Here is a 24,314-nt window from a genome sequence, read left to right on the forward strand (position 1 = left end):
CGTGGACGTGACACCTGACCGAGAAACCGTGTTCACCTACGGTGCCCCCGCGTTGAAGTACGGCCGCGGCGCGAGCGACGAAATCGGCTACGACCTGACCCAGCTCGGCGCGCGCCGGGTCCTCGTCATCACCGATCCCGGGGTCGCCGCCACCGGCTGGCCGCGGCGGATCGCCGAGGGGTTGCGGTCCTACGGGCTGGCGGCCGAGGTGTTCGACGACGTGCACGTCGAGCCGACCGACGTGAGCATGCGCAAGGCGGTCGACCACGCGCGTGGCACCGGCCCGTGGGACGCGTTCGTCGCGGTCGGTGGCGGCTCCAGCATCGACACCGCCAAAGCGGTGAACCTGCTGATGAGCAACGACGGCGAGCTGATGGACTACGTCAATGCGCCGGTTGGCGGCGGTAGGGCCCCGGAGAAGCCGTTGAAGCCGTTCGTCGCGGTGCCGACGACCACCGGCACCGGCGCCGAAAGCACCACGGTGTGCGTGCTGGACGTGCTGTCGCTGCGGGTGAAGAGCGGGATCAGCCACCTGAAGCTCCGGCCGACCCTGGCCGTGGTGGACCCGAGGCTGTCGCTGAGCCAGCCCGCCGAGGTGACCGCGGCCAGCGGGATGGACATCCTGTGCCACGCCGCGGAGAGCTACACCGCGAAGCCGTACACCGAGTTCGACCGCAAGCGCCCCGAGCAGCGGGTGCCTTACTGCGGCTCGAATCCCCTCGCCGACATGTTCGCGGAGAAGTCGCTCGACCTGTTGCGCGAAGCGCTGCCCGCGGCGGTGGAAGACGGCGACAACGTGCGCGCACGCGAAGACCTGGCGCTGGCCGCGACGTTCGCGGGGCTCGGCTTCGGCAACGCGGGCGTGCACATCCCGCACGCCAACGCGTACCCGATCGCGGGGCAGGTGCGCGACTTCCACCCCGCGGGCTACCCCGGCGAGGAAGCCATGGTGCCGCACGGAATGGCGGTTTCGCTGACCGCGCCGGAGGCGTTCCGGTTCACCTTCGACGCGGCGCCCGAACGGCACCTGCGGGTGGCCCGCCTGCTCGCGCCGGACCTGGACGTGCCAGCGGACGCGGACTACCTGCCGTCGGCGTTGAAGGCGCTGATGCGGCGGATCGGCATCCCGAACGGGATCGGCGAGGTCGGCTACTCGGAGTCCGATGTGGACGAACTGGTGCAGGGCACGCTCAAGCAGCAGCGCCTGCTCGCGACCGCGCCGCGCGAAGCGGACGCCGAAGACCTCGCCGGTGTCTTCCGCCGATCGGTGGCCCTGTGGTGAGCGACTACCCGCACTGGCAGCAGGTTCCGTTGCGGTGGAAGGACAACGACGTCTATGGGCACGTCAACAACGTCGTGCACTACGCGCTGATGGACACCGTGATCAACACCTGGCTGATCGACCGCGGCGGCCTCGACATGCACGACGGCGAAACGATCGGCCTGTGCGTCGAATCGCACTGCAACTACCGCGGCTCGGTGTCCTTTCCGGACACACTGTCGGTGGGGTTGCGCGTCGGGCACCTCGGCCGGTCCAGCGTGCGGTACGAGATCGGCATGTTCCGCGAGGAGGAATTGATCGCGGAGGGCCATTTCGTGCACGTGTTCGTGGACCGGGGTTCGCGCCGCCCGGTCGAAGTCAGCGGCAAGCTCCGCGAAGCACTGGAAGCACTGCAGCCCTGCTGATCGTTCTCGGCGAAATGCCCCGAAGGCCACCCTCGGGGAACTAGACGCCGCAGATCGTCCCCTCGCCTCGTTCCACCCGAAGGGCGCCGGTCCCCGAAGGTGGCCTTCGGGGCGTCTAGCGCCGCGTTCTCGGCCCTCGTGGCGTCCGGCAGGACGACCCTCGGTGAACTCCTCTTCGCAGGCGTGGCAGTCGTAGATGTGCGGGGACTTCTTGGTGCGGTGCACTTTCCACAGGAATCCGCACAACATCCGGATCGTTGCGGCGTTCGGGGGAATTTCTGTTTCGCCGGTCCGATGCCGGACGCCGCCGACAACGGGCCGGAACTCTTCGTTGACGGGGCCGGTGCCGTCGGGATCTTCGATGTTGCCGTGCATATCGCGCCGCCAGCTCATGGGGTCGGTCCTCTGTTGCGGATGTTGCGCCGTTGTTGGTTACCAAAACAGCCGGTACGGACCCGCACCGCAAGTCACTGATCGAGGGATGAATCCGCAGGTCAGGATCAATAATGTGCGTTGCATGGCAGGCAACAGAGCAACTCCGAAAGCGCGCGCTCTCGGCGCGGCGATCCGCGAACTGCGCGAAGAAGCAGGTGTGGGCCTGCGCCAATTCGCGGGCCGGTTGGGAAAGGATCCCGGCACGGTCTCCCGCATCGAAACCGGCAAGCGAGGCACCGATGTCGCCGAGATCGCGCGAATGCTCACCACGCTCGGTGTGGGTGGCGCGCGGTACGAGGAACTCGTCGAGATGGCGCGCGGTGGCACGGCCGGGCCGTTGTGGCTCGCCGCCACCCTTCCGGAGCAACGTCAACACCTCGCCGCGGTCTTGGAGTTCGAACGCTCGGCGACCGTGATCATCGACATGGCTCCGCTGCTGATCCCCGGTCTGCTGCAGACGACCGACTACGCTCGGGCAATCATGTCGGCGGGCAGTGTTCCTGCTTCGGAGATCGAGATGCGCATCGCGATCAGAGTCGGGCGCCGCGACGCAATTTTCAGGCCGCATCCGGCCCACTTCGTTGCGCTGATCGGCGAAGCCGCGTTGCGCCAGGAGATCGGTGGTCGCGATGTGCTGCTCGCGCAGTGCCGGTACCTGCTGGAGCTGTCCGCCAAATCCAATGTGGACATTCGAGTGGTTCCGTTCGACGTCGGATGGCATCCGGGGCTGGAGACACCGTTCGTGCTCATGGATTCCGATGTGGCGCAACCGGTTGTTCAGGTCGAAACCCGGATCAGCGGGCTCTTCCTGAGCGACGACGAGTATGTGAGCGGATACCGGAATGCGGCCGATAAGGTGGCCCAAGTGGCGTTGGGGCCGAAGGAATCGGTGTCCCTCATCGCTGCTCGGGTCGACAGGATGGAGCGAGAACATGACCGCTGCCGGTCAGTGGAAGAAGTCCAGTCGTAGCCAGCAAAGCACCAGTTGCGTGGAGGTGAACCTGGGCGCCACAGTGGGCGTGCGGGACACCAAGGCGCGGAAGTCGGGCACTCTTCGGGTGCCTGCCACGGCATGGCGAGCCTTCGTCGCCACCACGGGCACGGATATCCGCTGAGACGTGATCCGGATGCCCCGAAGGTGGCCTTCGGGGCGCTGGGCGCCGTGAAGGCCACCTTCGGGGCAGAGGAGCGCCCGCCACGACGGTGGGAGTTTGTTACGAGGGCCGAGTTCACGGCGCTAGCCTGGGTGTTTCATGGGTGGTGGGGTGTCGTGGGGGTTGAATGCGCGAAAGTGCCTGTCCTGTAGGGGAAACTGGGACTTGTCTAGGGTCCGGTTTCTCGAACGGGAAGGCACTTCGCGGGTGAAGGATAGCAAGCGTTCTGGTCGGGTGAAGGTCAGCGCGGATGGTGCTGGTGTCGTGTCGCATGCTGGTGTCGGGTTGTTGCGGGAGATGGCTGAGGTCACGGGTTTGGTCGGGGCGGTGAACTCGGCGTTGGCTGATACTTATCGTGGTGTCGCGGTGCATGCGCCGGGGCAGGTGTTCGCTGATGTGGCGGTGGCGATCGCGGATGGCGCGGACGCGGTGTCGGGGATCGCGGTGCTGCGGGACCGGGAGGATCTGTTCGGGCCGGTCGCGTCGATGCCGACGGCGTGGCGGTTACTCGAGCGGATCGACGAGGCCCATCTGCCCGCGGTGCAGGCCGCCCGTGCCGCCGCGCGGCAACGGGCGTGGGAGGCCGGGGCTGCCCCGGACCTGTCCGAGGAGCTGTGTCTGGATTTCGATGCCACGATCGTGCTGGCGCACTCGGACAAGCAGGACGCGGCAGCGACGTGGAAGCACACGTTCGGGTTTCACCCGCTGTTGTGTTTCCTCGATCGCCCGCAGATCGCCGGCGGGGAAGCCTTGGCCGGGTTGCTGCGCCCAGGCAACGCGGGGTCGAGCACCGCGGCCGATCACGTCGCCGTGCTCGATGCGGCGCTGGCGGCGTTGCCCACCTACGCCCGGCCCCGCCCCGGCGACCCCGATTCGCCGCGGCTGCTCGCGCGCAGTGATTCCGCCGGGGCCAGCCACACCTTCGCCCAGACCTGCCGGGACCGGGGCGTCGGGTTCTCCTTCGGGTTCCCGGTCGACGCGCGGGTGCAGCGCATCGTCGACGCGATCCCGGCTTCGTGCTGGCATCCCGCGGTCGAGCCTGGGGACGGGATCCGGGACGGAGCCTGGGTCACCGAGATCAGCACCGCGATCGACCTGTCGAAGTGGCCCGAAGGGTCACGGCTGATCCTGCGCAAAGAACGCCCGCACCCCGGCGCGCAGCTACGATTCACCGACGCCGACGGGATGCGGATCACCGCGCTGCTCACCGACACCGCACCCGGGATCATCCCCGGCCAGGCCGCCGGGCTGGAACTGCGACACCGTCAACGCGCCCGGATGGAAGACCGCATCCGCGAGGCCAAAGCCACCGGCCTGCGCAACCTGCCCTGTCGCGGACTCGCCGAAAACACAGCCTGGCTACAGGCCGTGCTCACCGCGATCGACCTGGTCTGCTGGAGCCAACTGATCGGCTTCACCGACCAGCCCGACCTCGCCCGGATCGAGATCACCACCTTCCGTTACCGCGTCCTGCACGTCGCCGCCCGCATCACCCGCAGCGCACGCCAAACCCATCTGCGCATCGACCGGACATGGCGCTGGGCCCCCGCAATCGCCACCGGATTCCACCGCATCCGCACCGCTTTCCCCTAACCCACACCACCCCTGACCCGACAACCCGAAAGACCCCGGAGCAGCCGATACCCCAGCAGATCGGCAACTACAACCTGCCCACACCCAAAACCACACCCAACAACATCAACATCTCCAACATCAACATCACCTACAGATCACCATGAAAGACCGAGGCTAGACGCCCCGAAGGCCACCTTCGGGGACGGGCGCCGGGGTGGCCGTCTGCCGCGAGGGCCGCGATCGTGGCGCTAGATGCCCCGAGGGTGGCCTTCGGGGCATCGGGGGCACCCGCTGAAGCCGCCCCGGAAGTCAGCAGGGTTCCGGGGCCCACCGTTGATCGGGGCCGATGAGGCGGAGCAGTGCGGCGGCCGAGCCCGGTTTCCCGAAGTAGTAGCCCTGCGCCTGGTCGCAGCCCAGTTCGGCGAGTATTTGCAGTTGCCCCGAGGTTTCCACGCCTTCGGCGATCACGGTCAGGCCGACGGCGTGCGCCATCGCGATGATGCTGGCCACGATCGCGGCGGCCTCGCGCGAGGTGCCCAGTTCGGCGACGAAGGTCTGGTCGATCTTCAACGTGTCGAGCGGCAGCTTGCGCAGTTGCGCGAGCGACGAGTAGCCGGTGCCGAAATCGTCGATGGCGAGCCTGGCCCCGAGATCGCGCAACTCCTGCAGCACCCCGGAAGCCGCCGAGGGATCCCGCATCAGCGCGCTCTCGGTGACTTCGAGGCACAGCGACTCCGGCGACAGGCCGGTCATCCGGAGCACCTCGCTGACCGCGGGCACCAGTCCGGGATCTTCCAGCTGGCGCACCGAAAGGTTCACTTCGAGGTCGAGTTCGACACCGCGCCGGTCGCGCCACCCGGCGACCTCGTGCACGGTCGTGGTGAGCACGTGCGCGCCGATCGTGTTGATCAGGTCGCTTTCCTCGGCCAGCGGGATGAACTCCGTCGGCGAAACCGGGCCGTGCGCCGGGTGGTCCCACCGCAGCAGCGCTTCGACCGCGACGATCCGCTTCGTGGCGATGTCCACCACCGGCTGGTACGCGGGCCATAGTTGTCCATTGTGGACACCGGCGCGGAGGTCCTGCTCCAGCCGGAGCCTGCGCTGCATCCGTTCGCGCAGTTCCACGTCGAAGAACTCGTACCGGCCCCTGCCGAGCGTTTTCGCCTGGTACATCGCGACATCGGCGTCGCGAAGCAGATCCTCCGCGGTGCGCTCGTCGCCGCGCGCGGCGAGCACGATGCCGACGCTCGCGTCCACGTGCAGCTGCCGCCCATCGACCGCGACCGGCCTGGTCAGCGCGGCGCGCAGGCGCTCGGTCAGCTGCGTGACCTCCTCGCGGTCGGTGACCGTCGAGGTCACGACCACGAACTCGTCACCGCCGAGCCTGCCGACGAGATCGCGCGGCGACACGCACTGGTGCAGCCGCTCGCCCGCGGCCTGCAGCACGCGGTCGCCGACGGAATGACCGAGCGAATCGTTGATGACCTTGAACTTGTCGAGGTCGATGAACAGCACCGAGGTCACATCGGACTGCCCGAGCGCGGCGGTGAGCCTGCGCAGCACGAGCGTGCGGTTGGCGAGGCCGGTGAGCGGGTCGTGGGTCGCTTCGTGGGCGAGCCGTTCGGCGATCGCGCGGCGCTCGGTGATGTCGGTGAAGGAGGCCACCACCGACGGCGGGCCGGGATCGTCGGGATTGAGCGTGCGCGCGGTGAGCGAGAGCCACACGGAACGCCCTTCCGGCCCGCGAACCCTGACCACGCGCCCGTTCTGCGGCTCGCCGGAGCGGCGGGCCATCGCGGTCGGGTAGCCGTCCTGCGGGATGCGGCGGCCCGCCTCGTCGTAGAGCGCGAGTTCGCTGGTCCGCATGCCGACGAGCGCGGCGGTGCCGACGATGCCGAGTATCCGGTGCGCGGCCGGGTTCGCCGTGGTGATCACGCCGGTCGGGCCGATCACCATCACGCCTTCGTCCAGCGACGCGACGACGGTGCTGAAGTGCTGCTCGGCGCGGCGGCGCGCGGTTTCGTCGGCGCAGACCAGCACGTAGCCGTCGCCCATTTCCGACGCCGACACCCTGATCGCGAGCGCCACCCCGTCGGCGCGGCGGTGCGCGGTCTGGATGACCCCGCCGAAGCGCACGACCCATCCCGGGTCGAGCTGCGCGCCGACGACCTCGCGGACCGGTTTGCCGATCGCCTCGGCCGCGGACCTGGCGTACACGCTTTCCGCGGCGGGGTTCCAGCTCGTGACGAGGCCGTGCCGATCGGTGGCGATGATCGCGTCGCTGACGTGCGTGACGAGCGCGGCCTGGTACCGCAGCGCGGCCGCGGCGGCCTTCTGCGCGGTGATGTCGCGCATGATCGCCTGGTAGGCGGGCCGCCCCTGCCAGGTCGTGCGGACCGACACCGTTTCCATGGCGAGCGTTCCGCCCTTCATGGTGCGCATCGTCATCTCGGTCGGCTCCGAGCGGGCACCCGGGGCGCCGAGGCTGGCGATCCTCGCCTTCAGCTCGGGCAGCGACCGCGGCTCGACGAAGTCGAACAGCGCCCTGCCGAGCACCGCCTCGACGTTCGCGGCGCCGACCATCCGCACCGCGGAGGGGTTCGCGTAGACGACGATGCCGTTCTGGTGGACGCAGATGCCGTCGGGGCTCAGCTCGACGAGCAGCCGGTAGCGGTCGGACAGGTCGGCGAGCGCCTGCCGGTCGGTGTGCTGCTCGGTGACGTCGCTCGCGACACCCGACAGTCCGCGCACGGTTTCGTCACCCACCGTGTGCGCGCGGAGCCGGATCCAGCGCTGGTCGCCGTCCGGGCTGCGGTAGGCCTGGTCGAGTTCGACCTCGTCACCGACCCTCGCGGTCTTCGACAATGCGGTCAATGGAGCAACCAGTTCCGCCAAACGGTCGCGAATCTCCGTCGGATTTGTCCCGGTTAAGCTGAGCACCGTCGGGATTTGCGGAGTCCAAGTGACGGTGTTCGTGGTGAAGTCGGCAGACCAGGTAGCCACGGGTTCGGCGCCGACCGTTCGGTCGGTCACGGCGTCCGCGCCGCGATCCCTGGTGGCGTCGTGGCCCCCTGCCTCCATGTCCCGTCCGATCCGCAGTCCCACCGTGCCCCGTTTCGATCACGGCCGTTCGTTGTGCCCACAGTAGGCCGCAGAGGCACAATGAGCACACCCCTTGTCGACGAAAATTGGTCTCTACCACTGTGGATCACATCCGGTGGTCGGGCCGATACGCGATCAGACGCGGATCAGGATGACCGGTCCGGACCGGGCCGGTCACACGGTACGAGAAAGCCGAGGCCGGATTATGGGGCGTAACGGGTCAGGGTTCGTGGGTATCGGTGCCGTCAGCGCGTACGGCTGGGGCCGTGAGCGACTGTGGGACGGGCTCGCCACCGGAAAACCGGCGGCGACCCGCGTCGACGGGTACGGCCACGCGGACGGCGGCGACGGTGGCTGGGTGGCGCACGTGCCGTTCGGCGGGGAGCCCGAAGACGGGCTCAGCCGCTTCGCCAGGGCGATGCGGGCCGCCGCCAGGGAGGCCGTCGCCGACGCCGAAGCGCGGGGCTGGACGCCGGGGCGCCGCGTCGGGCTCGTCCACGGCGTCTCACTCGGCGAGACGGATCTGTGGCGGGAGTTCTACCTCGACTGCGGCGGTGAACGACCGGTGCGCGACTACCTCGCCCAGCTTCCGTCGACACCGGTCGCGATGCTGATGAAGGAATTCGGCTTCCACGGCCCCGCGATGACGATCAGCGCGATGTGCGCGTCCGGCAACGCCGCCGTGCTCACCGCGAAGATGTGGATCGACTCCGGATTCGCCGACGACGTCCTCGTGATCACCACGGACGTTTCGCTGACCCCCGAGAACGTGGCCCATTTCGTCCGGCTGGGCGCGGCCTACACCGATTCCGAGCCGCTCGACGGCTGCCGCCCGTTCCAGAAGGGCAGCCGCGGTTTCGTCCCAGGGGAAGCTTCCGTCGCGATGATCGTGTCGGAGCGGGCCGCGAACCCGTACGCGAAGCTGCTCGGCGGCGCGATCACGCACGAGGCGTTCCACCCCACCGCGATCGACCCGAAATGGGAGGAAATCGACGCCTGCTACGCGGGTGCGCTGGAAAACGCCGGTGTTTCCGGTCAGGACATCCGGTACTTCTCCGCGCACGGCCCCGGCACCAAGCAGTGCGACGAGGCCGAGGCCGCGATGGTCGAGCGGTTTTTCCGGCCCGACACCGGGATCTATTCGACGAAGCCGTTGACAGGGCACTGCCAGTCGGCGTCCGCGATGCTCGAACTCGCCCTCGCCGGGCTGAGCTACGAGCGCGGCAGGATCCTGGCACCAGTCCCGGTCGCCGAGGCCCACCCGCAACTGCTCGCCGGTCCCGTCGAAATGGAGGACGGCCTGGTGTTCAAATCCGCACTGGGCATGGGCGGCTACGACACCGGCGTAGTGCTGGCGCCGCCGTCGTAGTCCACTGTGGACCGATCAGGAGCCGGTGAAGGTGGCCTTCCCCGGTCCGTCGGCGAGGAACGAGCGCACCGCGGCGGGCAGGTCGCGCGTGCGGTAGAGGTCCGCGGCGATCGCGGTGATGTGCTCGTTCGCTTCGTCGACACCGCCGCGTTCGAAGTGGGCGAGCACTTCCTTCGTCGCGGCGTGCGCCTTGGTGGGGCCTTCCGCGAGCGAGGCCGCGAACGCGTGCGCGGCCTCGTCGAACCCGTCGGCGGGCAGCACGCGGTTGACGACGTTCCAGCTTTCCAGCGTCGCCGCGCTGTAGCGGTCGCCGGTCATCACGAACTCCTTCGCCCTGCCCACCCCCGCGCGTGCCGCGAGCCGCTGCGTGCCGCCCATCGTCGGCGTGAGCCCGACGACCTTTTCCACCAGGCCGAATTTCGCGTTCTCCGTGGCGAGGATCAGGTCGCACGCGACCGCCACCTCGAACGCCCAAGTCAGGCACAGCCCGTGCGCGGCGAACACGGTCGGGAACGGCAGCGCCGCGATCCGGTTCGGCAGTGCGAGCATGCGGTCGAAGAGCACCTTCGCGCGGTCGGGCCCGTCCTGCGCGGCGAACAGGCCCACGTCGACGCCGCCGCTGACGATCTTGCCCTCGGCCCGCACCAGCAGCGCTCTGGTGCGCTCGGCCTCGACCTTGTCCAGTGCGGCGTCGAACGCTTCGTGGAGCTGCGCGGTGTACAGGTTCAGTGGTCCGGCGTCGATCGTCAGCACCGCGAGACCGTGCTCGCTGAACTCGACCGTGGCGGGTGCGGTGGTCACGCGCTCATCGTAAGGGCAGGATGGGCCGCGTCCAGCCAAGTCGGGGTCGGGGAGACCACAGGTGACTGTCACCACGCGCAAGAAACCGGGCAAGTTCACGGCATGGCTGCTCGAAGGGGAGCACAAGCGCGCCGAACAGCTCACGGGCGGCCGGCGCGAACCGGTCAAGCGGCACGACCACCCCTGGTGGAAGGTGATGTGCCTGACCGGGGTCGACTACTTCTCCACCCTCGGCTACCAGCCGGGGATCGCGGCGCTGGCCGCGGGCGTGCTCTCGCCGCTCGCGACCGTCGTGCTGGTGCTGCTGACCCTCGGCGGCGCGTTGCCGATCTACCGCAGGGTGGCCAGGGAAAGCCCGCACGGCCAGGGCTCGATCGCGATGCTCGAACGGCTGTTGTCGTGGTGGAAGGGCAAGTTGCTCGTCCTCGTGCTGCTCGGGTTCGTGGCGACCGACTTCGTGATCACCATCACGCTGTCGGCCGCCGACGCGACAGCCCACGTCGTGGAAAACCCGTTCGTCCCGGATTTCCTGCACGACAAGGGCGTGCTCATCACGCTCCTGCTGATCGCGTTGCTGGGCGCGGTCTTCCTCAAGGGGTTCGCCGAAGCGATCGGCGTCGCGGTGGTGCTGGTCGGGGTTTTCCTCACGCTCAACGTGATCGTGGTCGTCGTCGCGCTCTCGCACGTGTTCTCCAGCCCCGATCTCGTGGTGAACTGGCAGAACCTGGTGATCTCCGAGCACCCGAACCCGTGGCTGATGATCGGGGTCGCGCTGCTCGTGTTCCCGAAGCTCGCGCTCGGTCTTTCCGGCTTCGAGACCGGGGTTTCGGTGATGCCGCTGGTGCGCGGCAAGGACGGCGAGACCGACGCGGAACCGGCCGGGCGGATCCGGAACACCCGCCGCCTGCTGGTCACCGCCGCGCTGATCATGAGCGCCTTCCTGATCACCAGCAGCTTCGCCACCACGGTGCTGATCCCGCAGCACGAGTTCGAAGCCGGTGGCCAGGCGAACGGGCGCGCGCTGGCGTTTCTCGCGCACAGCTACCTCGGTGACGTCTTCGGCACCGTCTACGACGTCAGCACGATCGCGATCCTGTGGTTCGCCGGCGCGTCCGCGATGGCTGGCCTGCTCAACATCGTGCCGAGGTACCTGCCGCGCTACGGCATGGCGCCGGACTGGGCCCGCGCGACCCGGCCGCTGGTGATCGTGGTCGCGGTGATCGCGTTCGTGATCACCTGGATCTTCGACGCGAACGTGGAAGCGCAGGGCGGCGCGTACGCGACCGGTGTGCTGGTGCTCATTTCGTCCGCCGCCGTCGCGGTCACGCTTTCCGCGAAGCGAATGAAGCAGAACCGCGCGTTCATCGCGTATTCGGTGATCACCGTGGTGTTCGCCTACACCACGATCGCGAACATCGTGGAACGCCCCGACGGCGTGAAGATCGCCGCGTTCTTTATTCTCGCGATCATCGCCACGTCGCTCGTTTCCCGTGCCACGCGTTCGCTGGAACTGCGCGTCGACGAGGTGGATTTCGACGCCTCGGCCACCCGGATCCTGGACAAGGCGGTGCGCAGCGGGCACGTCCGCATCATCGCGAACGAACCGGACGCGCGCGACGAGGAGGAATACCGGGAAAAGGAACGGGAAGCGCGCGAGGACAACCACATTCCGAGCGACTCGGCGTTGATCTTTCTCGAAGTCACTATCTCGGACGCCTCGGACTTCGAGTCGACGCTGCGGGTGCGGGGCGAAAAACGGCACGGGTACCGGATCCTGCGCGTGACGAGCCCGTCGATCCCGAACGCCATCGCGGCGATCCTGCTGCACATCAGGGACGAAACGGGCAAGCTGCCGCACATCTACTTCGCGTGGACCGAGGGGAACCCGTTCCGGTTCATCGTGCGGTACCTGATCTTCGGCGACGGCGACATCCCGCCGGTCACGCGTGAGGTGCTGCGTCGCGCCGAACCGGACCCGGAGCAACGCCCGATGGTGCACGTCGGCTGACCTTCCGGGCTTATCCTCGGGACATGATCACCTGCGTCGTGGACTACGTCATCGACCCTGCCAAGATCGAGGACTTCGAACGGTTCGCGCGGCGGTGGATGGAACTCGTCGAGCGGCACGGCGGCATCCACCACGGCTACTTCCTGCCCGCGGAAGGCGCCAGCGACGAAGCGCGGGCGCTGTTCAGCTTCGAGAGCCTCGCCGCGTACGAGGAGTACCGATCGCTGTTCGGCACCGACCCCGATTTCGTCGAAGCCGACCGGATCCGCGACGAATCCGGTTGCGTCATTCGATACCGCCGGACCTTCCTGCGGCCACTGCTGCCGGATTCGGACTAACGAACGCCATCCCGTGGTCGGATCCGGAACCGGCGAATCGGCCATACCCTTGGCGGATGCGGCACAACGCGACGAGCCCGCCCTCGGTCGCCGAGCGGGTGCTGGATCTGCTGGGCGCGTTCAGCACCGACCGGCGGGCGCTGAGCCTGTCCGAGCTGAGCCGCCGCGCCGGGCTGCCGTTGTCGACGGCGCACCGGCTGGTCGGTGAGCTGGCCAAACGCGGCGCGCTCGAACGCGACGGCGACGGCAGGTACCGCGTGGGGCTCTGGCTGTGGGAGGTCGCGGCGCTCGCGCCGCGGGGCACCGGCCTGCGCGAGAACGCGATGCCGTTCCTGGAGGACCTGTACGAGGCGACGCACGAGAACGTGCAGCTCGCCGTGCTGGACGGCGCCGAGGTCGTCTACCTGGAGCGGATTTCCGGGCGCGCCGCGGTCAACGTCGTGTCGCGGGTCGGCGGGCGGCTTCCCGCACACGCGACGGGAGTGGGGTTGGCACTGCTCGCGCACTCGCCCACGGTGGCCGAAACCGTGCTGGCCGAGCCGCTGAAACGGTTCACGGACAAGACGATCGGCACCGGGGAGCACCTCCGCCGGACCCTCGCCACCGTGCGCAGGGACGGGTTCGCGATCAGCGACGGGCAGATCGAACTCATCGCGCTGTCCGTGGCGGCACCGGTGTTCGGCGCCGACGGCGAGGTGGCGGCCGCGATCTCGATCGTGGTGCCGTCCGAAAACGCCGACCCGCTGGCGCTCGTCCCCGCCGTCCGCGCCGCCGCGCGGGGAATTTCGCGAGCACTGGGCGCCCCGCTCTCCTCGCCTCTGCCCTAAGAGAGGCTTCCGCTGAGTGGAAGGTCCGCTGGTGAAGCAGGCACGAGGCTGGGCACACTGCGGGCGTTCGCGAAGGAAGGGAGTGTTCGTGGCCAGGACCCAGGTCGGCATCATCGGGGCGGGCCCCGCGGGGTTGCTGCTGTCCCAGCTGCTGCACCGCGAGGGGATCGACTCCGTCGTCCTCGAAGCGCGCGATCGGGCTTACGTCGAGCAGCGCGTGCGCGCGGGCGTGTGCGAGCAGCCGACCGTCGACCTGCTCGACGAGATCGGGCTCGGCGCGCGGCTGCACGCGGAAGGCCTGCCGCACCACGGGTTTTCGCTGCGGTTCGACGGCGAGGACCACCGGATCGCGCTGACCGAGCTGACCGGCAAGTCGATCACCGTGTACGGGCAGCAGGAGATCGTGAAGGACCTGATCGCCGCGCACGCCGGGCCGCCCATCGAATTCGAAGTGTCCGATGTGGACGTGCACGGGATCGGCTCGGACGCGCCGTCGATCACCTACACCGATTCCGGCGGGCGCGCCCGCGAGCTGCGCTGCGACGTGATCGCGGGCTGCGACGGCTTCCACGGCATCAGCAGGCGCGCCGTCCCCGCGGGTGCGCTGCGCACGTTCGACCGCGAGTACCCGTTCGCCTGGCTCGGCGTGCTCGCGAAGACGCCGCCGTCGGACGAGGAGCTGATCTACGCCCACCACGAACGCGGGTTCGCGCTGCACAGCATGCGCTCGCCCGAGATCACCCGCCTCTACCTGCAGGTGGCGCCGGACGAGGACATCGCGGCGTGGCCGGACGAGCGGATCTTCGGCGAACTGCACGCGCGGCTGGCCACGAACGGCGGTTTCGCGCTGCACGAAGGCCCGATCCTGGACAAGGGGATCACGCCGATGCGCAGCTTCGTCGCCGAGCCGATGCGCCACGGCAGGCTGTTCCTCGCCGGGGACGCCGCGCACATCGTCCCGCCGACCGGGGCCAAGGGGATGAACCTCGCCGTCGCGGATGTCGTCGTGCTGTCGACGGCTTTGACGGATCTGTTGCGGCGCAACGACTCTTCCAGGGTGGAGTCCTATTCGGACACTTGCCTGCGCCGGGTGTGGCGTGCCGAGCACTTCTCGTGGTTCATGACCTCGATGCTGCACGTCGACCCGGCCGCCGACGGGTTCGGCCGCCGCCTGCAGCTTTCGCAGCTCCGGTACACGGCGTCGTCGACGGCGGCGGCGACCAGTCTCGCGGAGAACTACGTCGGGCTGCCCTTCGCCTGAGCTGGTCAACTCAGGGTTGACGGAGCCAAATCGTCAACCTATGGTTGACGTCATGAGCGAACCAGCCCAGAACCCCGTACGGCTCGACGAACTGATCGCCTTCGTCAAGCAGGCCCATCCCGACTCCGACTCCCTGACCCAGCTTTCCGACGCGGTGCTCGCCGGTGAGCACCTCGGCGAGGTCGCCGACCACCTCATCGGGCACTTCGTCGACCAGGCCCGCCGCTCCGGCGCGTCCTGGACCGAAATCGGCCAGAGCATGGGCGTGACCAAGCAGGCGGCGCAGAAGCGCTTCGTCCCCAAGGGGATCGATCAGGCTTCGCTGGAGTCGTACCAACGCGTTTACGGCCGCTACACCGACAAAGCGCGCCGCGTGATCGTCGCGGCGCAGCAGTCCGCGATATCGATGAATAGCCCGGTGATCGGCACCGAGCACATGCTGCTCGGGCTGATCTCGGAAGAAACCGGGCTTGCCGCGAAAGTGATCGAAAAGCTCGGCGCGCCCTTGGCCGAAGCCAAGGAAAAGGCCCTCGCCGCCGCAGGGCCGCGTGGGGCGTCCTCATCGGACACTCCGTCGTTCACTGCGCTGTCGAAGAAGTCCGTGGAGCTGACGCTGCGCGAAAGCCTGCGGCTCGGGCACAATTTCGTTGGCACCGAACACATCCTGCTCGCCTTGCTCGAACTCGGCGAGGGCACCGGTCCGGAGGTGCTCGCCGAACTCGGCGTCACGAAGGATGCGACCGAAGCCGAGATCGTCGCCGCGATCCAGGAGATTCTGGACAAGTAGACCAACTTTTGGCGGTGTTGCCAAATCACCAACATTGCCTAACGTCCGGTGCGTTCCCCGGGGCAGGGGACGAACCGGACGAGAGGCGGATCATGAAGGCACGATCTCTGGTGATGGGGCTGGTCACGGGCGCGGCATGCGTGCTGACCAGCGTGTTCGGGGCCGGCGCGGCGAGTGCGGACGTGCAGCCGTACATCGTCGGCGGGAGTGACGCCGATCAGACGTACTCGTTCATGGTGTCGTTGCAGGACCCCTCCGGCGGGCACTTCTGCGGCGGCTCCCTGATCAAGGCCGACTGGGTGGTCACCGCCGCGCACTGCGTGCAGGGCACCTCCGCGGACCAGATCCAGGCGCGGATCGGCACCACGGACCGCACGAAGGGCGGCGAGGAGGCGAAGGCCAAGAAGGTCATCGTCAACCCGGACTACAACCCGCAGGGCGCGGGCGGCGACATCGCGCTCGTGCAGCTGGCTTCGCCGGTGAAGGCCGAGACGGTCGCGCTCGCGGCCGGTGCCGACGCCGGTACCAAGTCGCGGCTCATCGGCTGGGGGCAGACCTGCCCCGAGCGCGGCGGCTGCGACGCGCCGGTCAAGCTCCAGCAGCTCGATACGAGCGTGGTCGACGCGGGCAAGTGCCAGGGCATCGACGGCAAGGTCGAGCTGTGCACGGACAACCCCGGCGGCAAGGCTGGCGCCTGCTACGGCGACTCGGGCGGCCCGCAGATCGTGCAGGCGGACGGCAAGTGGCAGCTGATCGGCGTCACCAGCCGCGCCGGTAACGACAGCTCCACCTGCGCGACCGGCCCGTCGATCTACACCTCGGCGGTCGCCTACACGTCGTGGATCAACCAGAACACCGGTAGCTGAATTCCGGGGCAGTGAAAGGGGTGTCTTCCGGCGCGGGGCCGGAAGACACCCCTTTTCCCTTGCGCCGCCACGAAGGCAAGCGATTGTCTACAGTGGACTGCTACCTGGTTCGCCTGAAGTGGAACGGGCAGTGGTCGCCGCCGAAGCCGATGGTGGTCGGGCGGTCGAACCGGAACCCGTCCCGTTCCTCGTCGATCGCGTCGATCCAGGAGGCGTCGAACGCGCACATCGCCGGGGTCAGTTCCGCGACGCCGTGCGAGGCGAGTACGTCGTGGTAGAAGCACTTCCGGACGTCGAGCAGGTACCGGCGGTCGTCGTCGGCGGTGCGGTCGAAGGTGAACGTGGGGCCGAAGGCGTGTTCTTCCCTGTTCTTCGACATTTCCACCATGGCGGTGAACGGGTCGGGTGCCGCGTCGAGCATCGCGCGCGTGCCCGCGCGGACGTCCTCGGCGAACGGCTCGACGAACGCCACTTCGATCGCGGCGAGAAGCTCGTCGCGAGGAACCGAAGAACGGAGCACCTCGTGCGCGGCGACCAGTGCGAGCGTCAGCCGCAGGTTGTGCCGTGACGGTTCGTCGGTGACCAGGTACCGGTCGCCCGCTTCGAGCGCGCTGTGCCGCGCCTTGATCAGTTCGACCGTCGCGGGGGAAAGCGCGAGGCCCGCGGCGAGATGCGCGAAGAAGCCGTCGAGCAGGAGCGTGATCTCGGATTCCGGATCGGGCCGGTAGGCGCCGTCGGCAAGGGAAAAGCTGTCGGTGGGCATGCGAGTGTCCTTTCTAGACCTCAGCGCTCCACCGACCGACCACGCGCTTCAATGATTGATACTTACCGTGCTTTTGTACCACGGCCGCGTCCCCTCCCGGAGCGAAACCCGGGAGGGGACGGGCAAAACTCAGGCCGGGCTTTCCGCGCGGTCTTCGGTCGCCCACGCGGTGTGGAACGAGCCGTCCTTGTCGACCCTGCGGTAGGTGTGCGCGCCGAAGTAGTCGCGCTGACCCTGCACCAGTGCCGCCGGGAGCCGCTCCGCGCGCAGGCCGTCGTAGTAGGCGAGCGCGGTGGAGAAGCCCGGCGTCGGGATGCCCAGCCGCACCGCGGTGGCGATGACCGAGCGCCACGAGTCCTGCGCGTCCTCGACGGCCTTGCGGAAGCCGCCGGAGGTCAGCAGCGTCGGCAGGGCCGGTTCGGCGGCGTAGGCCGCGGTGATGTCGTTGAGGAACTTCGCCCTGATGATGCAGCCGCCGCGCCAGATCGAGGCGACCTTGCCGAGGTCGATGTCCCAGCCGTACTCGGTCGCGCCAGCCTGGATCTGGTTGAAGCCCTGCGCGTAGGCCACCACCTTCGACGCGTACAGCGCCTGCTCGACGTCGTCGGCGAACGTGCCCGCTTCGCTGCTCGACAGGGGCGTCCGCGCGGGCCCGCCGAGCCCGCGGGCGGCCTTGCGAAGATCGGCCGAACCCGACAGCGAGCGCGAGAACACGGCTTCGGCGATCCCGGAGATCGGCACGCCCAGGTCCAGTCCGATTTGGACGGTCCAGCGGCCGGTGCCCTTCTGCTCCGCCTGGTCGGTCACGATGTCGACGAACGGCTTGCCGGTTTCGGCGTCGGTGTGCGCGAGGACCTGCGAGGTGATCTCGATCAGGTACGAGTCGAGCCTGCCGGTGTTCCAGGTGCGGAAGACCTCCGCGATCTGCCCCGGCTCGTACCCGGCGGCACCGCGCAGCAGGTCGAACGACTCCGCGATGAGCTGCATGTCGGCGTATTCGATGCCGTTGTGCACCATCTTCACGAAGTGGCCCGCGCCGTCGGCGCCGACGTGCGTGCAGCACGGCTCGCCGTCGACCTTCGCCGAGATGTCCTCGAACAGCGGGCCGAGCGACTCGTAGGACTCCTTCGACCCGCCGGGCATGATGCTCGGCCCGTGCAGCGCGCCTTCCTCGCCGCCGGACACCCCGGTGCCGACGAAGTGCAGGCCCTGCTCCCGCAACGCGGCTTCGCGGCGCCGCGTGTCCGCGAAGTGCGCGTTGCCCGCGTCGACGATCACGTCACCGGGTTCGAGCAGCGGCGCGAACTCCTCGATCACCGCGTCGGTCGGCCTGCCGGCCTTGACCATGATCACCACTTGGCGAGGGCGTTCGAGCGCGTCGACGAACTCCTGCGCGGAGTACGCCGGGATGAACTCGCCCTCGTCGCCGAACTGCGCGACCAGATCGCGGGTCCGTTGTTCGGAGCGGTTGTGCAGTGCCACGGTGTGCCCGTGCCGCGCCAGGTTGCGCGCCAGGTTCCTGCCCATCACCGCAAGCCCCGTGACCCCGATGCTCGCCTTCTTGCTCATGGATAGCACTGCCTTCCCGGTGTCTCGAATTCCCCCGAAGACTATCCCGCGCGGGCACTCCGCCGCCGTTGCCGATGGCCTCCTACTGGCGTTTTGATCAGTTACCTGCAACGCTGCACGGTGTCATCGTCGCGTTCCCCTCCGTGAGAAGTTAAAGTCAGGGGCTCGTTCGGACTTGGAGGCAGCAGTGAGTACCCCGGGGGTGCGCTGATGGCCAGCACCGTCACCTCACGCCGTAAGCAGCTCGGCAACGAGCTGCGGCACGCGCGGGCCGCGGCGGGCATGACCCAGCAGCAGGTGGCCGACGTGCTCGGCTGTACCCAGGGCAAGGTCAACAAGATCGAATCGGGCTCGGTCGGGGTCAAGCTCGGCGACGTCCGCGCCATGCTGGACGCGTTCGGTGTCAACGGCGAGGAGTCCGAGACGCTGCTGGAGCTGGCGCGCGCCGCCGCCGGGCAGCGCGGGCACTGGTCCGGCTACCGCGCGGTCGTGCCGCACTGGTTCCGCACCTTCACCGATCTCGAGCCCGCTGCCGCCGAGATCATGACGTGGCACGGCGAACGGATCCCCGGGCCGCTGCAGTCCGAGCACTACATGCTCAAGCAGTTCACCGAAGCGGGCGCCACGGACGTGACCTCGCTGGTGCGCAACCGGCTCGACCGCAAGGCCGTGTTCGACCAGCAGCAGCCGCCGTACTACCGGTTCATCCTGAGCGAGGCCGCGCTGCGCCGCGCACCGGGCGGCGGCGCGCCCGCGGTGATGCTCGACCAGGTGGAACACTTGCTGGAACTGGACAAGCGCGCCAGGGTGTACGTGCACATCCTGCCGTTCGACGCGCGCCTCGCCGCCGTGCCGAACGACTTCACCATCATGCGGTTCGCCGACCGCACCCGCGACTTCGTCTACATCGAACACTCGGCGGGCGGGCACTACCTCGACGAGCCGAAGGACTTCCAGCTCTTCGTCGACTCGTGGGACAGGCTGCGCGGCGCCGCCTTGGAACGCCAGGACAGCAGGGAATTCCTCGCCGCGCTCGCCGACGACTACCGCAAGAAGATGATCGTCTAACGGGTCGTCGGCTGCGCCGTGGTGCCCGATTCGAGGTAGTCCTTCACCGCCACGAACACCCATGGCGACGGCTCGGGCGTGCTGCCGGGCGGCCTGGCTTCCTCGCCGGTGCCGACGTGGTCGAGCCAGGCGTGCCGCGGGGTGCTGAACGACCCCGGCACGACGGTCCACCGCCTGCCGTCCTCCGGTGCCGGGGTGTCCGGTGCGCCGGGTTCGCGGTCGTCGGCGGTGGAGATGCGGACGGTCATCCGGCCACGGCTTCCAGTGCGCGCCGCTCGGCGCTCGCGGCGGCGAGGCACTGTTCGCACGGCATCCCCGCGCCGAGCCGCAGCCATTCCACTTCGGACGGACAGAGTTCGGTGCCGCAGCGCGCGATCATCGGGCCGCACTGCACGTCACCGGGGAGGAGCTGGAACAGGTGCGCGGTGCGGCGGGTTTCGCCGACCGCGCCGGAGACCATTCTCGCGACCACGGTGACCGGCTCCGGCCAGTCCTCCCGCAGGTACCAGACGGCACTGGCGTCGTCGTCGAGGGTCAGCCAGTCGAGCAGGCGGCGCACCGCGGCGGCCGGGGAGGGCACCGCGGCCGCTACTTCGTGCCCGTTGACCAGCCCGACGACCATGAACGGGGCTGGCGCGGCGTCGCGCGCCAGGGGACGGGACGCACAGCCCGCCGCCGGTCGCACCGCGGTGGTCTCCCGCACGGTCACCATCGATCCTCCCCAGGGGGCTGCCACGGACGTTCGAGGCCCGCGACCGGAGGCAAACCGTCCCCGTACTGCTGGTACGGACAGCTATTCCCTTACCGTCTGACCCCAGCCGCTGGGATTAATCCTACTACTGGAATAATCTTGGTGTCGAGTGATCGACAGTGGGGTCACTCGGACGGACCTTTCGCAGACGCCGTATGACGCAACAGATTCGGGGCCAGCTCGTTTGCGCACGTCGCAGCCGGTCCCGAAGCAGGCATGGAGGTTGGATCACATGTCGGATTATCTCGCCACGGCGGATTACGACCCGGCGACCGCGGTAGCACTGTTCGACGACGCGGGGTGGGAAAAGTCGTACGCGAGTGAGCCGAATGGCGGTAACTGTGTCGAAGTTCACCTCGGCGTGTCCGGCCTGGTCGGGGTGCGGGACACGAAACTCGCCGAGAGCCCGGTGTTCGTGTTCGGCACCGGCGAGTGGGAGGCGTTCCTGACCGCGGTGAAGGCGGGCCAGTTCGACCTGCCCGCCGCCTGACCCGCCGAACGGATGACCGGACCGGACAGGTTTCCGGCCGGTTCTCCCGCCCCGGTGCGCTCCCGTGCTACCTGTGAGCCATGGGTGAGCGCGATCGAGCGGCGGGTTTCGGCAGACGGGTCTTCCTCGGGAGCACGATGCTGGGTGCCGCCGCGGTGACGACGGCACAGGCGGCAGTGGCGGATCCGGCGGATCCGGCGGAACCGGCGGCGATCGGGCGGCGCCGCCGGTTCCGCCTCGGCGTCAACTACACGCCTTCGGCGCGCTGGTTCCACCACTGGCAGGACTGGCGCACCGACGAGATCCGCCGCGATCTCGACGACATCGCGCGCCTCGGGCTCGACCACATCCGGATCATGCTGCTGTGGTCGGAGTTCCAGCCGGAGCCGCTGCTGGTCAGCAGGGAGAAGCTGGACCGGCTCGCGCAGCTGCTCGACCTCGCCGACGACGCGGGGCTCGACGTCGAGCCGACGGTGTTCAACGGGCACATCTCGGCGCGGTACTGGACACCGAACTGGCTGCAGGCGAAACCCGAGCCGGTCAACTGGTTCACCGACCCCGCCGCACTCGAAGCGCAGCACGCGTTCCTGCGCGCGCTGGCGGGTGCGATCGGGCGGCACCGGCGGTTCCTCGGCTTCGACCTGTCGAACGAGCCGTACTACTACTGGGATTCGTTCGCCGGGTTCGAGCTGACCCCGGCGCAGGCCGATCACTGGTACACCTCGCTCGCGGGCACCGCGGGCGAGGCCGCGCCGGGCAAGCTGCACACGGTCGGCTGCGACTCGGCGCCGTGGGACGCCACCGGCGACCGGTACTTCACGCGCACAGCGCTCGCGACCGGGGGCACGATCAACGCGATCCACCCGTGGACCTCCTTCAAGCAGATACTGAAAACCGATCCGCTCGGCCCGCTCGCGACCCACAACGCGGAGCGCCTCGTCCAGCTCATGCAGGCCTACGGCGAACCGGGGCGGCCGTCGTGGGTGCAGGAGGACGGCGCCGCGCCGTCGCTGCACTTCTCCGACGCGACCCGGCCGATGCTCGGCGAGTGGATGAAGCGCTCGATCCGGAACGCCGCCAGTTCCGAGCACCTGTTCGGGTTCACCTGGTGGTGCTCGCACGACGTTTCGGAAGCGCTCGTGCCGAAGCTGAATCCGCTGGAGTACGACCTCGGCCTCTACACGAACGACCGCAAGCTGAAACCGGCGGGCAAGGCGCTGCGCGAACTGGCCGCCGAGTTCGACCGCACGCCACCGCGCCCCGAACCGCGCGCGACCGGGATCGTCGTCCCGGACGCGGCACCGGGCAAGGGCACGGACCTGTTCTTTTCGTTGGCGGGCAAGGGCACGCGGGCGGCGCTCGTACTGGAGAGCCGTGCCGGTGATGCCGCCCACCTGAAGGCGCGCGGCATCACCACCCTGGTCCGCCCCTGACCGCCCGCATGCCCCGAAGGCCACCTTCGGGGAATCTAGCGCCACTTTCTCGGCCCTCGCTCCCGCGCGGGTGAGGCTGTGCATGCCCCGAAGGTGGCCTTCGGGGCGCTCAACGGCGCATATCCACCCCTCGCGCGCCCGGCGTCCCGCTTGCCGGTGCTCCGAAGGTGGCTTTCGGGGCGCTGGATGCCCTGAAAGCCACCTTCGGGGACTCGCGCAGGTGGCGGCAGCCCGCAGCGAGGGCCGAGATCGGGACGCTGAACGCCCTTCGGCGGTACCTGCGGCCCGACCCCTGTAGGAGCATCTTTCGGGGCCCGCCGCGCCCACCGCCCGCCAGGAAGAGCGGGCCCCCGGAGTGCGTTTAGCCCGCTAAACGCACTCCGGCGATCAGGTCGCGAGCTTCAGGGCGGGGCGCGTCCGGCGCCAGGCGACGGCGAGGAAGGCGATCAGCGCGAGCAGCGGGATCGTGCTGATGCCCCAGCTCAACCCCATCGGCGGGCCGGGCTGTTCGAGCACCGGCAGCACCGGCAGCGCGCCAGCGCCGCGGCCGGCCGGGCCGTCGATCTGGAACCGCAGCTGCCAGTCGCCGTCCAGCGGCAGCGACTTGATGTCCCAGCCCCACACGTCGAGCTTGCGCGGGTGCCGCACGAGCGGCTGCGGGCGGTTCGCCGTGCCCTTCGGGTTGACCTTGGTGACCACGCCGGACTTGCCCTCGATCCCGCCGTCGGGGATGAAGGTGAAGTCGAGCGACTGCTCGGCGCGCACCGGCCAGGTGCTGAACCCGACGGTCAGCCCGTACGGGCCAGCCTGCACGTGCTCGGTGTGCACGATGTTCACCGGCTCGTACGCCAGCGCCGGTGACGCACTCGCGACGGTCAGTCCCGCGACCGCGGCGATCACCGCGAAACCCTTGCGCAGCTTCATTTCCGCTCTCCTGCAATCGGGGCGAGCAGCCGCAGCATCCCGCCGAACCGCCAGCCGAGGTGCCCGGCGAGCGCGCCGAGCACGGTCGCCACCGCGCAGGTGACCAGGACGCTGTCGAGATGCGGCGAGTAGTGGAACAGCCAGCCGCGTTGCCACGGCTGGAGCCCGGACACCAGCAACCCGCCGAGCGCACCGGCGGCGAGCGGCAGCCAGCGCGCCGTTCCCCGCCGCAGCACCAGTTCGATCAGCGCCGCCACCACGACGAGCGCCATCGGCATGAGCGACGGCATCTCCGGCACGCCGCTGACGTAGTCGCGGATGGGCAGGCCGACGGCGTCCGCGTAGACGTGCGCGGCCCACGGCGAGAACCACCAGAACACCGCCTGCAGCACGCCGAGCGCCGCCGCCGCGAGCAGCGCGCCACCCGGTTTCCCGAAGAACCCGCGCGCGACGAGCACCAGCAGCACCGACATGAACGAGACGCCGACATCGGTGGCGCTGACGATCCCGCCTTCGAGTTCCTGCAGTCCCAGCACGGTGATCGCGCTGAACGCGAGCAGCACGCCGATCCCGGCGATCGTGCCGATCAGACCCCACCGCAGATCGCGCGCGGAGGCGAAGACCATGATCGAGCCGATCACGGTGATCGTCACCGACAGCAGCAACCCGATGTGCGGCGGCGAGGAGATCACCGCGTCGAACCCGTAGAGCCCGTGCCACCACTGGTCCCACAGCCCGTAGCTCAGGAACAGCGCGGCGCCGACGCCGGACACGAGGTACCCGACGGGCGCGGCGAAGGTCTTCCCGAACACGCCGACCACCCTGCCGCCGACGTGCGGGTCGATCTCCCGCCCGGCGCGCTGGCGCGCGGTCGTCAGCAGCACCACCGCGAGGCTGGTGAGCCCGGCGACCGCGCTGCCCGCGTAGAGGAACAGGTGCGGCAGCGTGAAGAACGTGTCCGGCCCGACGTCGCTGTGCCACTGCACGTCCCAGGTGAGCCCGATCAGCGAGAGCATGGTCCCGCCGAGCAATGTCACCGCGGGTGGCCAGCCCCGCGCCGACGCCGTCCGCGGCAGCGCCGCGGATACCGTCATGTCCATGAAGGTC

The 24,314-nt window shown here is 69.0% G+C and carries 23 protein-coding genes; 15 read left to right on the forward strand and 8 right to left on the reverse strand.

What is annotated here, in order from left to right; all coding sequences use genetic code 11:
• Nucleotide 1 precedes the first annotated feature (1 nt).
• From HUW46_RS23695 to HUW46_RS23715, 5 genes are all read left to right on the forward strand, one after another.
• Nucleotides 2–1,282 (forward strand): hydroxyacid-oxoacid transhydrogenase, encoded by a 1,281-nt coding sequence (locus HUW46_RS23695; RefSeq protein ID WP_254126493.1) that lies wholly within the window; start codon nt 2–4, stop codon nt 1,280–1,282.
• Complete coding sequence (locus tag HUW46_RS23700; protein ID WP_442860953.1) at nt 1,276–1,686, forward strand: acyl-CoA thioesterase; 411 nt, start codon at nt 1,276–1,278, stop codon at nt 1,684–1,686. The genes HUW46_RS23695 and HUW46_RS23700 overlap by 7 nt, the downstream gene beginning before the upstream one ends.
• Before the next feature lie 517 nt (nt 1,687–2,203).
• On the forward strand, nt 2,204–3,091 hold the full coding sequence (locus HUW46_RS23705) for a helix-turn-helix domain-containing protein (RefSeq protein ID WP_215549361.1): 888 nt from the start codon (nt 2,204–2,206) through the stop codon (nt 3,089–3,091).
• The gene (locus HUW46_RS23710; protein WP_215549362.1) at nt 3,054–3,236 is read left to right on the forward strand and encodes a DUF397 domain-containing protein; all 183 of its coding nucleotides are present in this window, start codon (nt 3,054–3,056) and stop codon (nt 3,234–3,236) included. Before HUW46_RS23705 ends, HUW46_RS23710 begins: the two co-directional genes overlap by 38 nt.
• 246 nt (nt 3,237–3,482) lie before the next feature.
• Complete coding sequence (locus tag HUW46_RS23715; protein ID WP_215549925.1) at nt 3,483–4,868, forward strand: IS1380 family transposase; 1,386 nt, start codon at nt 3,483–3,485, stop codon at nt 4,866–4,868.
• Nucleotides 4,869–5,159: 291 nt separating this feature from the next.
• Here the strand turns inward: HUW46_RS23715 and HUW46_RS23720 are convergent, their stop codons facing one another.
• Complete coding sequence (locus HUW46_RS23720; protein WP_215550062.1) at nt 5,160–7,931, reverse strand: EAL domain-containing protein; 2,772 nt, start codon at nt 7,929–7,931, stop codon at nt 5,160–5,162.
• Between the two features lie 226 nt (nt 7,932–8,157).
• On the opposite strand from HUW46_RS23720, the gene HUW46_RS23725 reads away from it, so the two are divergent.
• On the forward strand, nt 8,158–9,321 hold the full coding sequence (locus HUW46_RS23725; protein ID WP_215549363.1) for a beta-ketoacyl synthase N-terminal-like domain-containing protein: 1,164 nt from the start codon (nt 8,158–8,160) through the stop codon (nt 9,319–9,321).
• Nucleotides 9,322–9,336: 15 nt separating this feature from the next.
• On the opposite strand, the gene HUW46_RS23730 is transcribed toward HUW46_RS23725, so the two are convergent.
• Complete coding sequence (locus HUW46_RS23730; RefSeq protein WP_215549364.1) at nt 9,337–10,122, reverse strand: enoyl-CoA hydratase/isomerase family protein; 786 nt, start codon at nt 10,120–10,122, stop codon at nt 9,337–9,339.
• A 196-nt stretch (nt 10,123–10,318) separates the two neighbouring features.
• Here HUW46_RS23730 and HUW46_RS23735 point away from each other — a divergent pair, with 196 nt between their 5' ends.
• The 6 genes from HUW46_RS23735 (at nt 10,319) to HUW46_RS23760 (ending at nt 16,209) form a co-directional block, all read left to right on the forward strand.
• Complete coding sequence (locus HUW46_RS23735) at nt 10,319–12,130, forward strand: amino acid transporter (protein WP_442860991.1); 1,812 nt, start codon at nt 10,319–10,321, stop codon at nt 12,128–12,130.
• Nucleotides 12,131–12,153: 23 nt separating this feature from the next.
• Nucleotides 12,154–12,468, forward strand: coding sequence for an NIPSNAP family protein (locus HUW46_RS23740; protein WP_215549366.1), 315 nt, complete (start codon nt 12,154–12,156; stop codon nt 12,466–12,468).
• A gap of 56 nt (nt 12,469–12,524) precedes the next feature.
• On the forward strand, nt 12,525–13,295 hold the full coding sequence (locus HUW46_RS23745; RefSeq protein ID WP_215549367.1) for an IclR family transcriptional regulator: 771 nt from the start codon (nt 12,525–12,527) through the stop codon (nt 13,293–13,295).
• Nucleotides 13,296–13,383: 88 nt separating this feature from the next.
• Complete coding sequence (locus HUW46_RS23750; RefSeq protein WP_215549368.1) at nt 13,384–14,556, forward strand: 4-hydroxybenzoate 3-monooxygenase; 1,173 nt, start codon at nt 13,384–13,386, stop codon at nt 14,554–14,556.
• Nucleotides 14,557–14,608: 52 nt separating this feature from the next.
• Nucleotides 14,609–15,343, forward strand: coding sequence for a Clp protease N-terminal domain-containing protein (locus HUW46_RS23755; RefSeq protein ID WP_215549369.1), 735 nt, complete (start codon nt 14,609–14,611; stop codon nt 15,341–15,343).
• Nucleotides 15,344–15,435: 92 nt separating this feature from the next.
• The gene (locus HUW46_RS23760) at nt 15,436–16,209 is read left to right on the forward strand and encodes a S1 family peptidase (protein WP_215549370.1); all 774 of its coding nucleotides are present in this window, start codon (nt 15,436–15,438) and stop codon (nt 16,207–16,209) included.
• Nucleotides 16,210–16,309: 100 nt separating this feature from the next.
• Here HUW46_RS23760 and HUW46_RS23765 read toward each other — a convergent pair whose 3' ends face one another.
• Both HUW46_RS23765 and gndA read right to left on the reverse strand, forming a co-directional pair.
• Nucleotides 16,310–16,972 carry an L-2-amino-thiazoline-4-carboxylic acid hydrolase gene (locus HUW46_RS23765; protein WP_215549371.1) on the reverse strand — a complete coding sequence of 221 codons (663 nt, stop codon included), beginning with the start codon at nt 16,970–16,972 and terminating at the stop codon, nt 16,310–16,312.
• Nucleotides 16,973–17,101: 129 nt separating this feature from the next.
• Complete coding sequence (gene gndA / locus HUW46_RS23770) at nt 17,102–18,541, reverse strand: NADP-dependent phosphogluconate dehydrogenase (protein ID WP_215549372.1); 1,440 nt, start codon at nt 18,539–18,541, stop codon at nt 17,102–17,104.
• Between the two features lie 210 nt (nt 18,542–18,751).
• On the opposite strand from gndA, the gene HUW46_RS23775 reads away from it, so the two are divergent.
• Complete coding sequence (locus HUW46_RS23775) at nt 18,752–19,609, forward strand: helix-turn-helix domain-containing protein (RefSeq protein ID WP_215549373.1); 858 nt, start codon at nt 18,752–18,754, stop codon at nt 19,607–19,609.
• Here the strand turns inward: HUW46_RS23775 and HUW46_RS23780 are convergent.
• Both HUW46_RS23780 and HUW46_RS23785 read right to left on the reverse strand, forming a co-directional pair.
• A complete protein-coding gene (locus HUW46_RS23780) occupies nt 19,606–19,857 on the reverse strand; it encodes a hypothetical protein (RefSeq protein ID WP_215549374.1) in 252 nt (83 codons plus the stop codon). The genes HUW46_RS23775 and HUW46_RS23780 overlap by 4 nt on opposite strands.
• On the reverse strand, nt 19,854–20,321 hold the full coding sequence (locus tag HUW46_RS23785; RefSeq protein ID WP_254126495.1) for a hypothetical protein: 468 nt from the start codon (nt 20,319–20,321) through the stop codon (nt 19,854–19,856). The genes HUW46_RS23780 and HUW46_RS23785 overlap by 4 nt, the downstream gene beginning before the upstream one ends.
• Nucleotides 20,322–20,592: 271 nt before the next feature.
• On the opposite strand from HUW46_RS23785, the gene HUW46_RS23790 reads away from it, so the two are divergent.
• Complete coding sequence (locus HUW46_RS23790; RefSeq protein WP_215549375.1) at nt 20,593–20,850, forward strand: DUF397 domain-containing protein; 258 nt, start codon at nt 20,593–20,595, stop codon at nt 20,848–20,850.
• A gap of 80 nt (nt 20,851–20,930) precedes the next feature.
• Nucleotides 20,931–22,283, forward strand: a complete 1,353-nt coding sequence (locus HUW46_RS23795) for a glycoside hydrolase 5 family protein (RefSeq protein ID WP_254126496.1) — start codon at nt 20,931–20,933, stop codon at nt 22,281–22,283.
• Between the two features lie 387 nt (nt 22,284–22,670).
• Here HUW46_RS23795 and HUW46_RS23800 read toward each other — a convergent pair whose 3' ends face one another.
• Both HUW46_RS23800 and HUW46_RS23805 read right to left on the reverse strand, forming a co-directional pair.
• Nucleotides 22,671–23,201, reverse strand: coding sequence for a hypothetical protein (locus HUW46_RS23800; protein WP_442860992.1), 531 nt, complete (start codon nt 23,199–23,201; stop codon nt 22,671–22,673).
• Nucleotides 23,202–23,203: 2 nt separating this feature from the next.
• A complete protein-coding gene (locus HUW46_RS23805) occupies nt 23,204–24,307 on the reverse strand; it encodes a hypothetical protein (protein ID WP_215549377.1) in 1,104 nt (367 codons plus the stop codon).
• Nucleotides 24,308–24,314 lie beyond the last annotated feature (7 nt).

Origin of the sequence: Amycolatopsis sp. CA-230715 (genome assembly GCF_018736145.1) — a bacterium.
Lineage (GTDB): Bacteria > Actinomycetota > Actinomycetes > Mycobacteriales > Pseudonocardiaceae > Amycolatopsis.

What these genes read in the sequence shown, in the direction of transcription:
- HUW46_RS23725 (WP_215549363.1), top strand. Translation starts at nt 8,158, where the DNA reads ATGGGGCGTAACGGGTCAGGGTTCGTGGGTATCGGTGCCGTCAGCGCG.
- HUW46_RS23735 (WP_442860991.1), top strand. Translation starts at nt 10,319, where the DNA reads ATGTGCCTGACCGGGGTCGACTACTTCTCCACCCTCGGCTACCAGCCG.
- HUW46_RS23710 (WP_215549362.1), top strand. Translation starts at nt 3,054, where the DNA reads ATGACCGCTGCCGGTCAGTGGAAGAAGTCCAGTCGTAGCCAGCAAAGC.
- HUW46_RS23775 (WP_215549373.1), top strand. Translation starts at nt 18,752, where the DNA reads ATGGCCAGCACCGTCACCTCACGCCGTAAGCAGCTCGGCAACGAGCTG.
- HUW46_RS23780 (WP_215549374.1), bottom strand. Translation starts at nt 19,857, where the DNA reads ATGACCGTCCGCATCTCCACCGCCGACGACCGCGAACCCGGCGCACCG.
- HUW46_RS23785 (WP_254126495.1), bottom strand. Translation starts at nt 20,321, where the DNA reads ATGGTGACCGTGCGGGAGACCACCGCGGTGCGACCGGCGGCGGGCTGT.
- HUW46_RS23765 (WP_215549371.1), bottom strand. Translation starts at nt 16,972, where the DNA reads ATGCCCACCGACAGCTTTTCCCTTGCCGACGGCGCCTACCGGCCCGAT.
- HUW46_RS23745 (WP_215549367.1), top strand. Translation starts at nt 12,525, where the DNA reads ATGCGGCACAACGCGACGAGCCCGCCCTCGGTCGCCGAGCGGGTGCTG.
- HUW46_RS23705 (WP_215549361.1), top strand. Translation starts at nt 2,204, where the DNA reads ATGGCAGGCAACAGAGCAACTCCGAAAGCGCGCGCTCTCGGCGCGGCG.
- HUW46_RS23805 (WP_215549377.1), bottom strand. Translation starts at nt 24,307, where the DNA reads ATGGACATGACGGTATCCGCGGCGCTGCCGCGGACGGCGTCGGCGCGG.
- HUW46_RS23760 (WP_215549370.1), top strand. Translation starts at nt 15,436, where the DNA reads ATGAAGGCACGATCTCTGGTGATGGGGCTGGTCACGGGCGCGGCATGC.
- HUW46_RS23795 (WP_254126496.1), top strand. Translation starts at nt 20,931, where the DNA reads ATGGGTGAGCGCGATCGAGCGGCGGGTTTCGGCAGACGGGTCTTCCTC.
- gndA (WP_215549372.1), bottom strand. Translation starts at nt 18,541, where the DNA reads ATGAGCAAGAAGGCGAGCATCGGGGTCACGGGGCTTGCGGTGATGGGC.
- HUW46_RS23790 (WP_215549375.1), top strand. Translation starts at nt 20,593, where the DNA reads ATGTCGGATTATCTCGCCACGGCGGATTACGACCCGGCGACCGCGGTA.
- HUW46_RS23755 (WP_215549369.1), top strand. Translation starts at nt 14,609, where the DNA reads ATGAGCGAACCAGCCCAGAACCCCGTACGGCTCGACGAACTGATCGCC.
- HUW46_RS23740 (WP_215549366.1), top strand. Translation starts at nt 12,154, where the DNA reads ATGATCACCTGCGTCGTGGACTACGTCATCGACCCTGCCAAGATCGAG.
- HUW46_RS23720 (WP_215550062.1), bottom strand. Translation starts at nt 7,931, where the DNA reads ATGGAGGCAGGGGGCCACGACGCCACCAGGGATCGCGGCGCGGACGCC.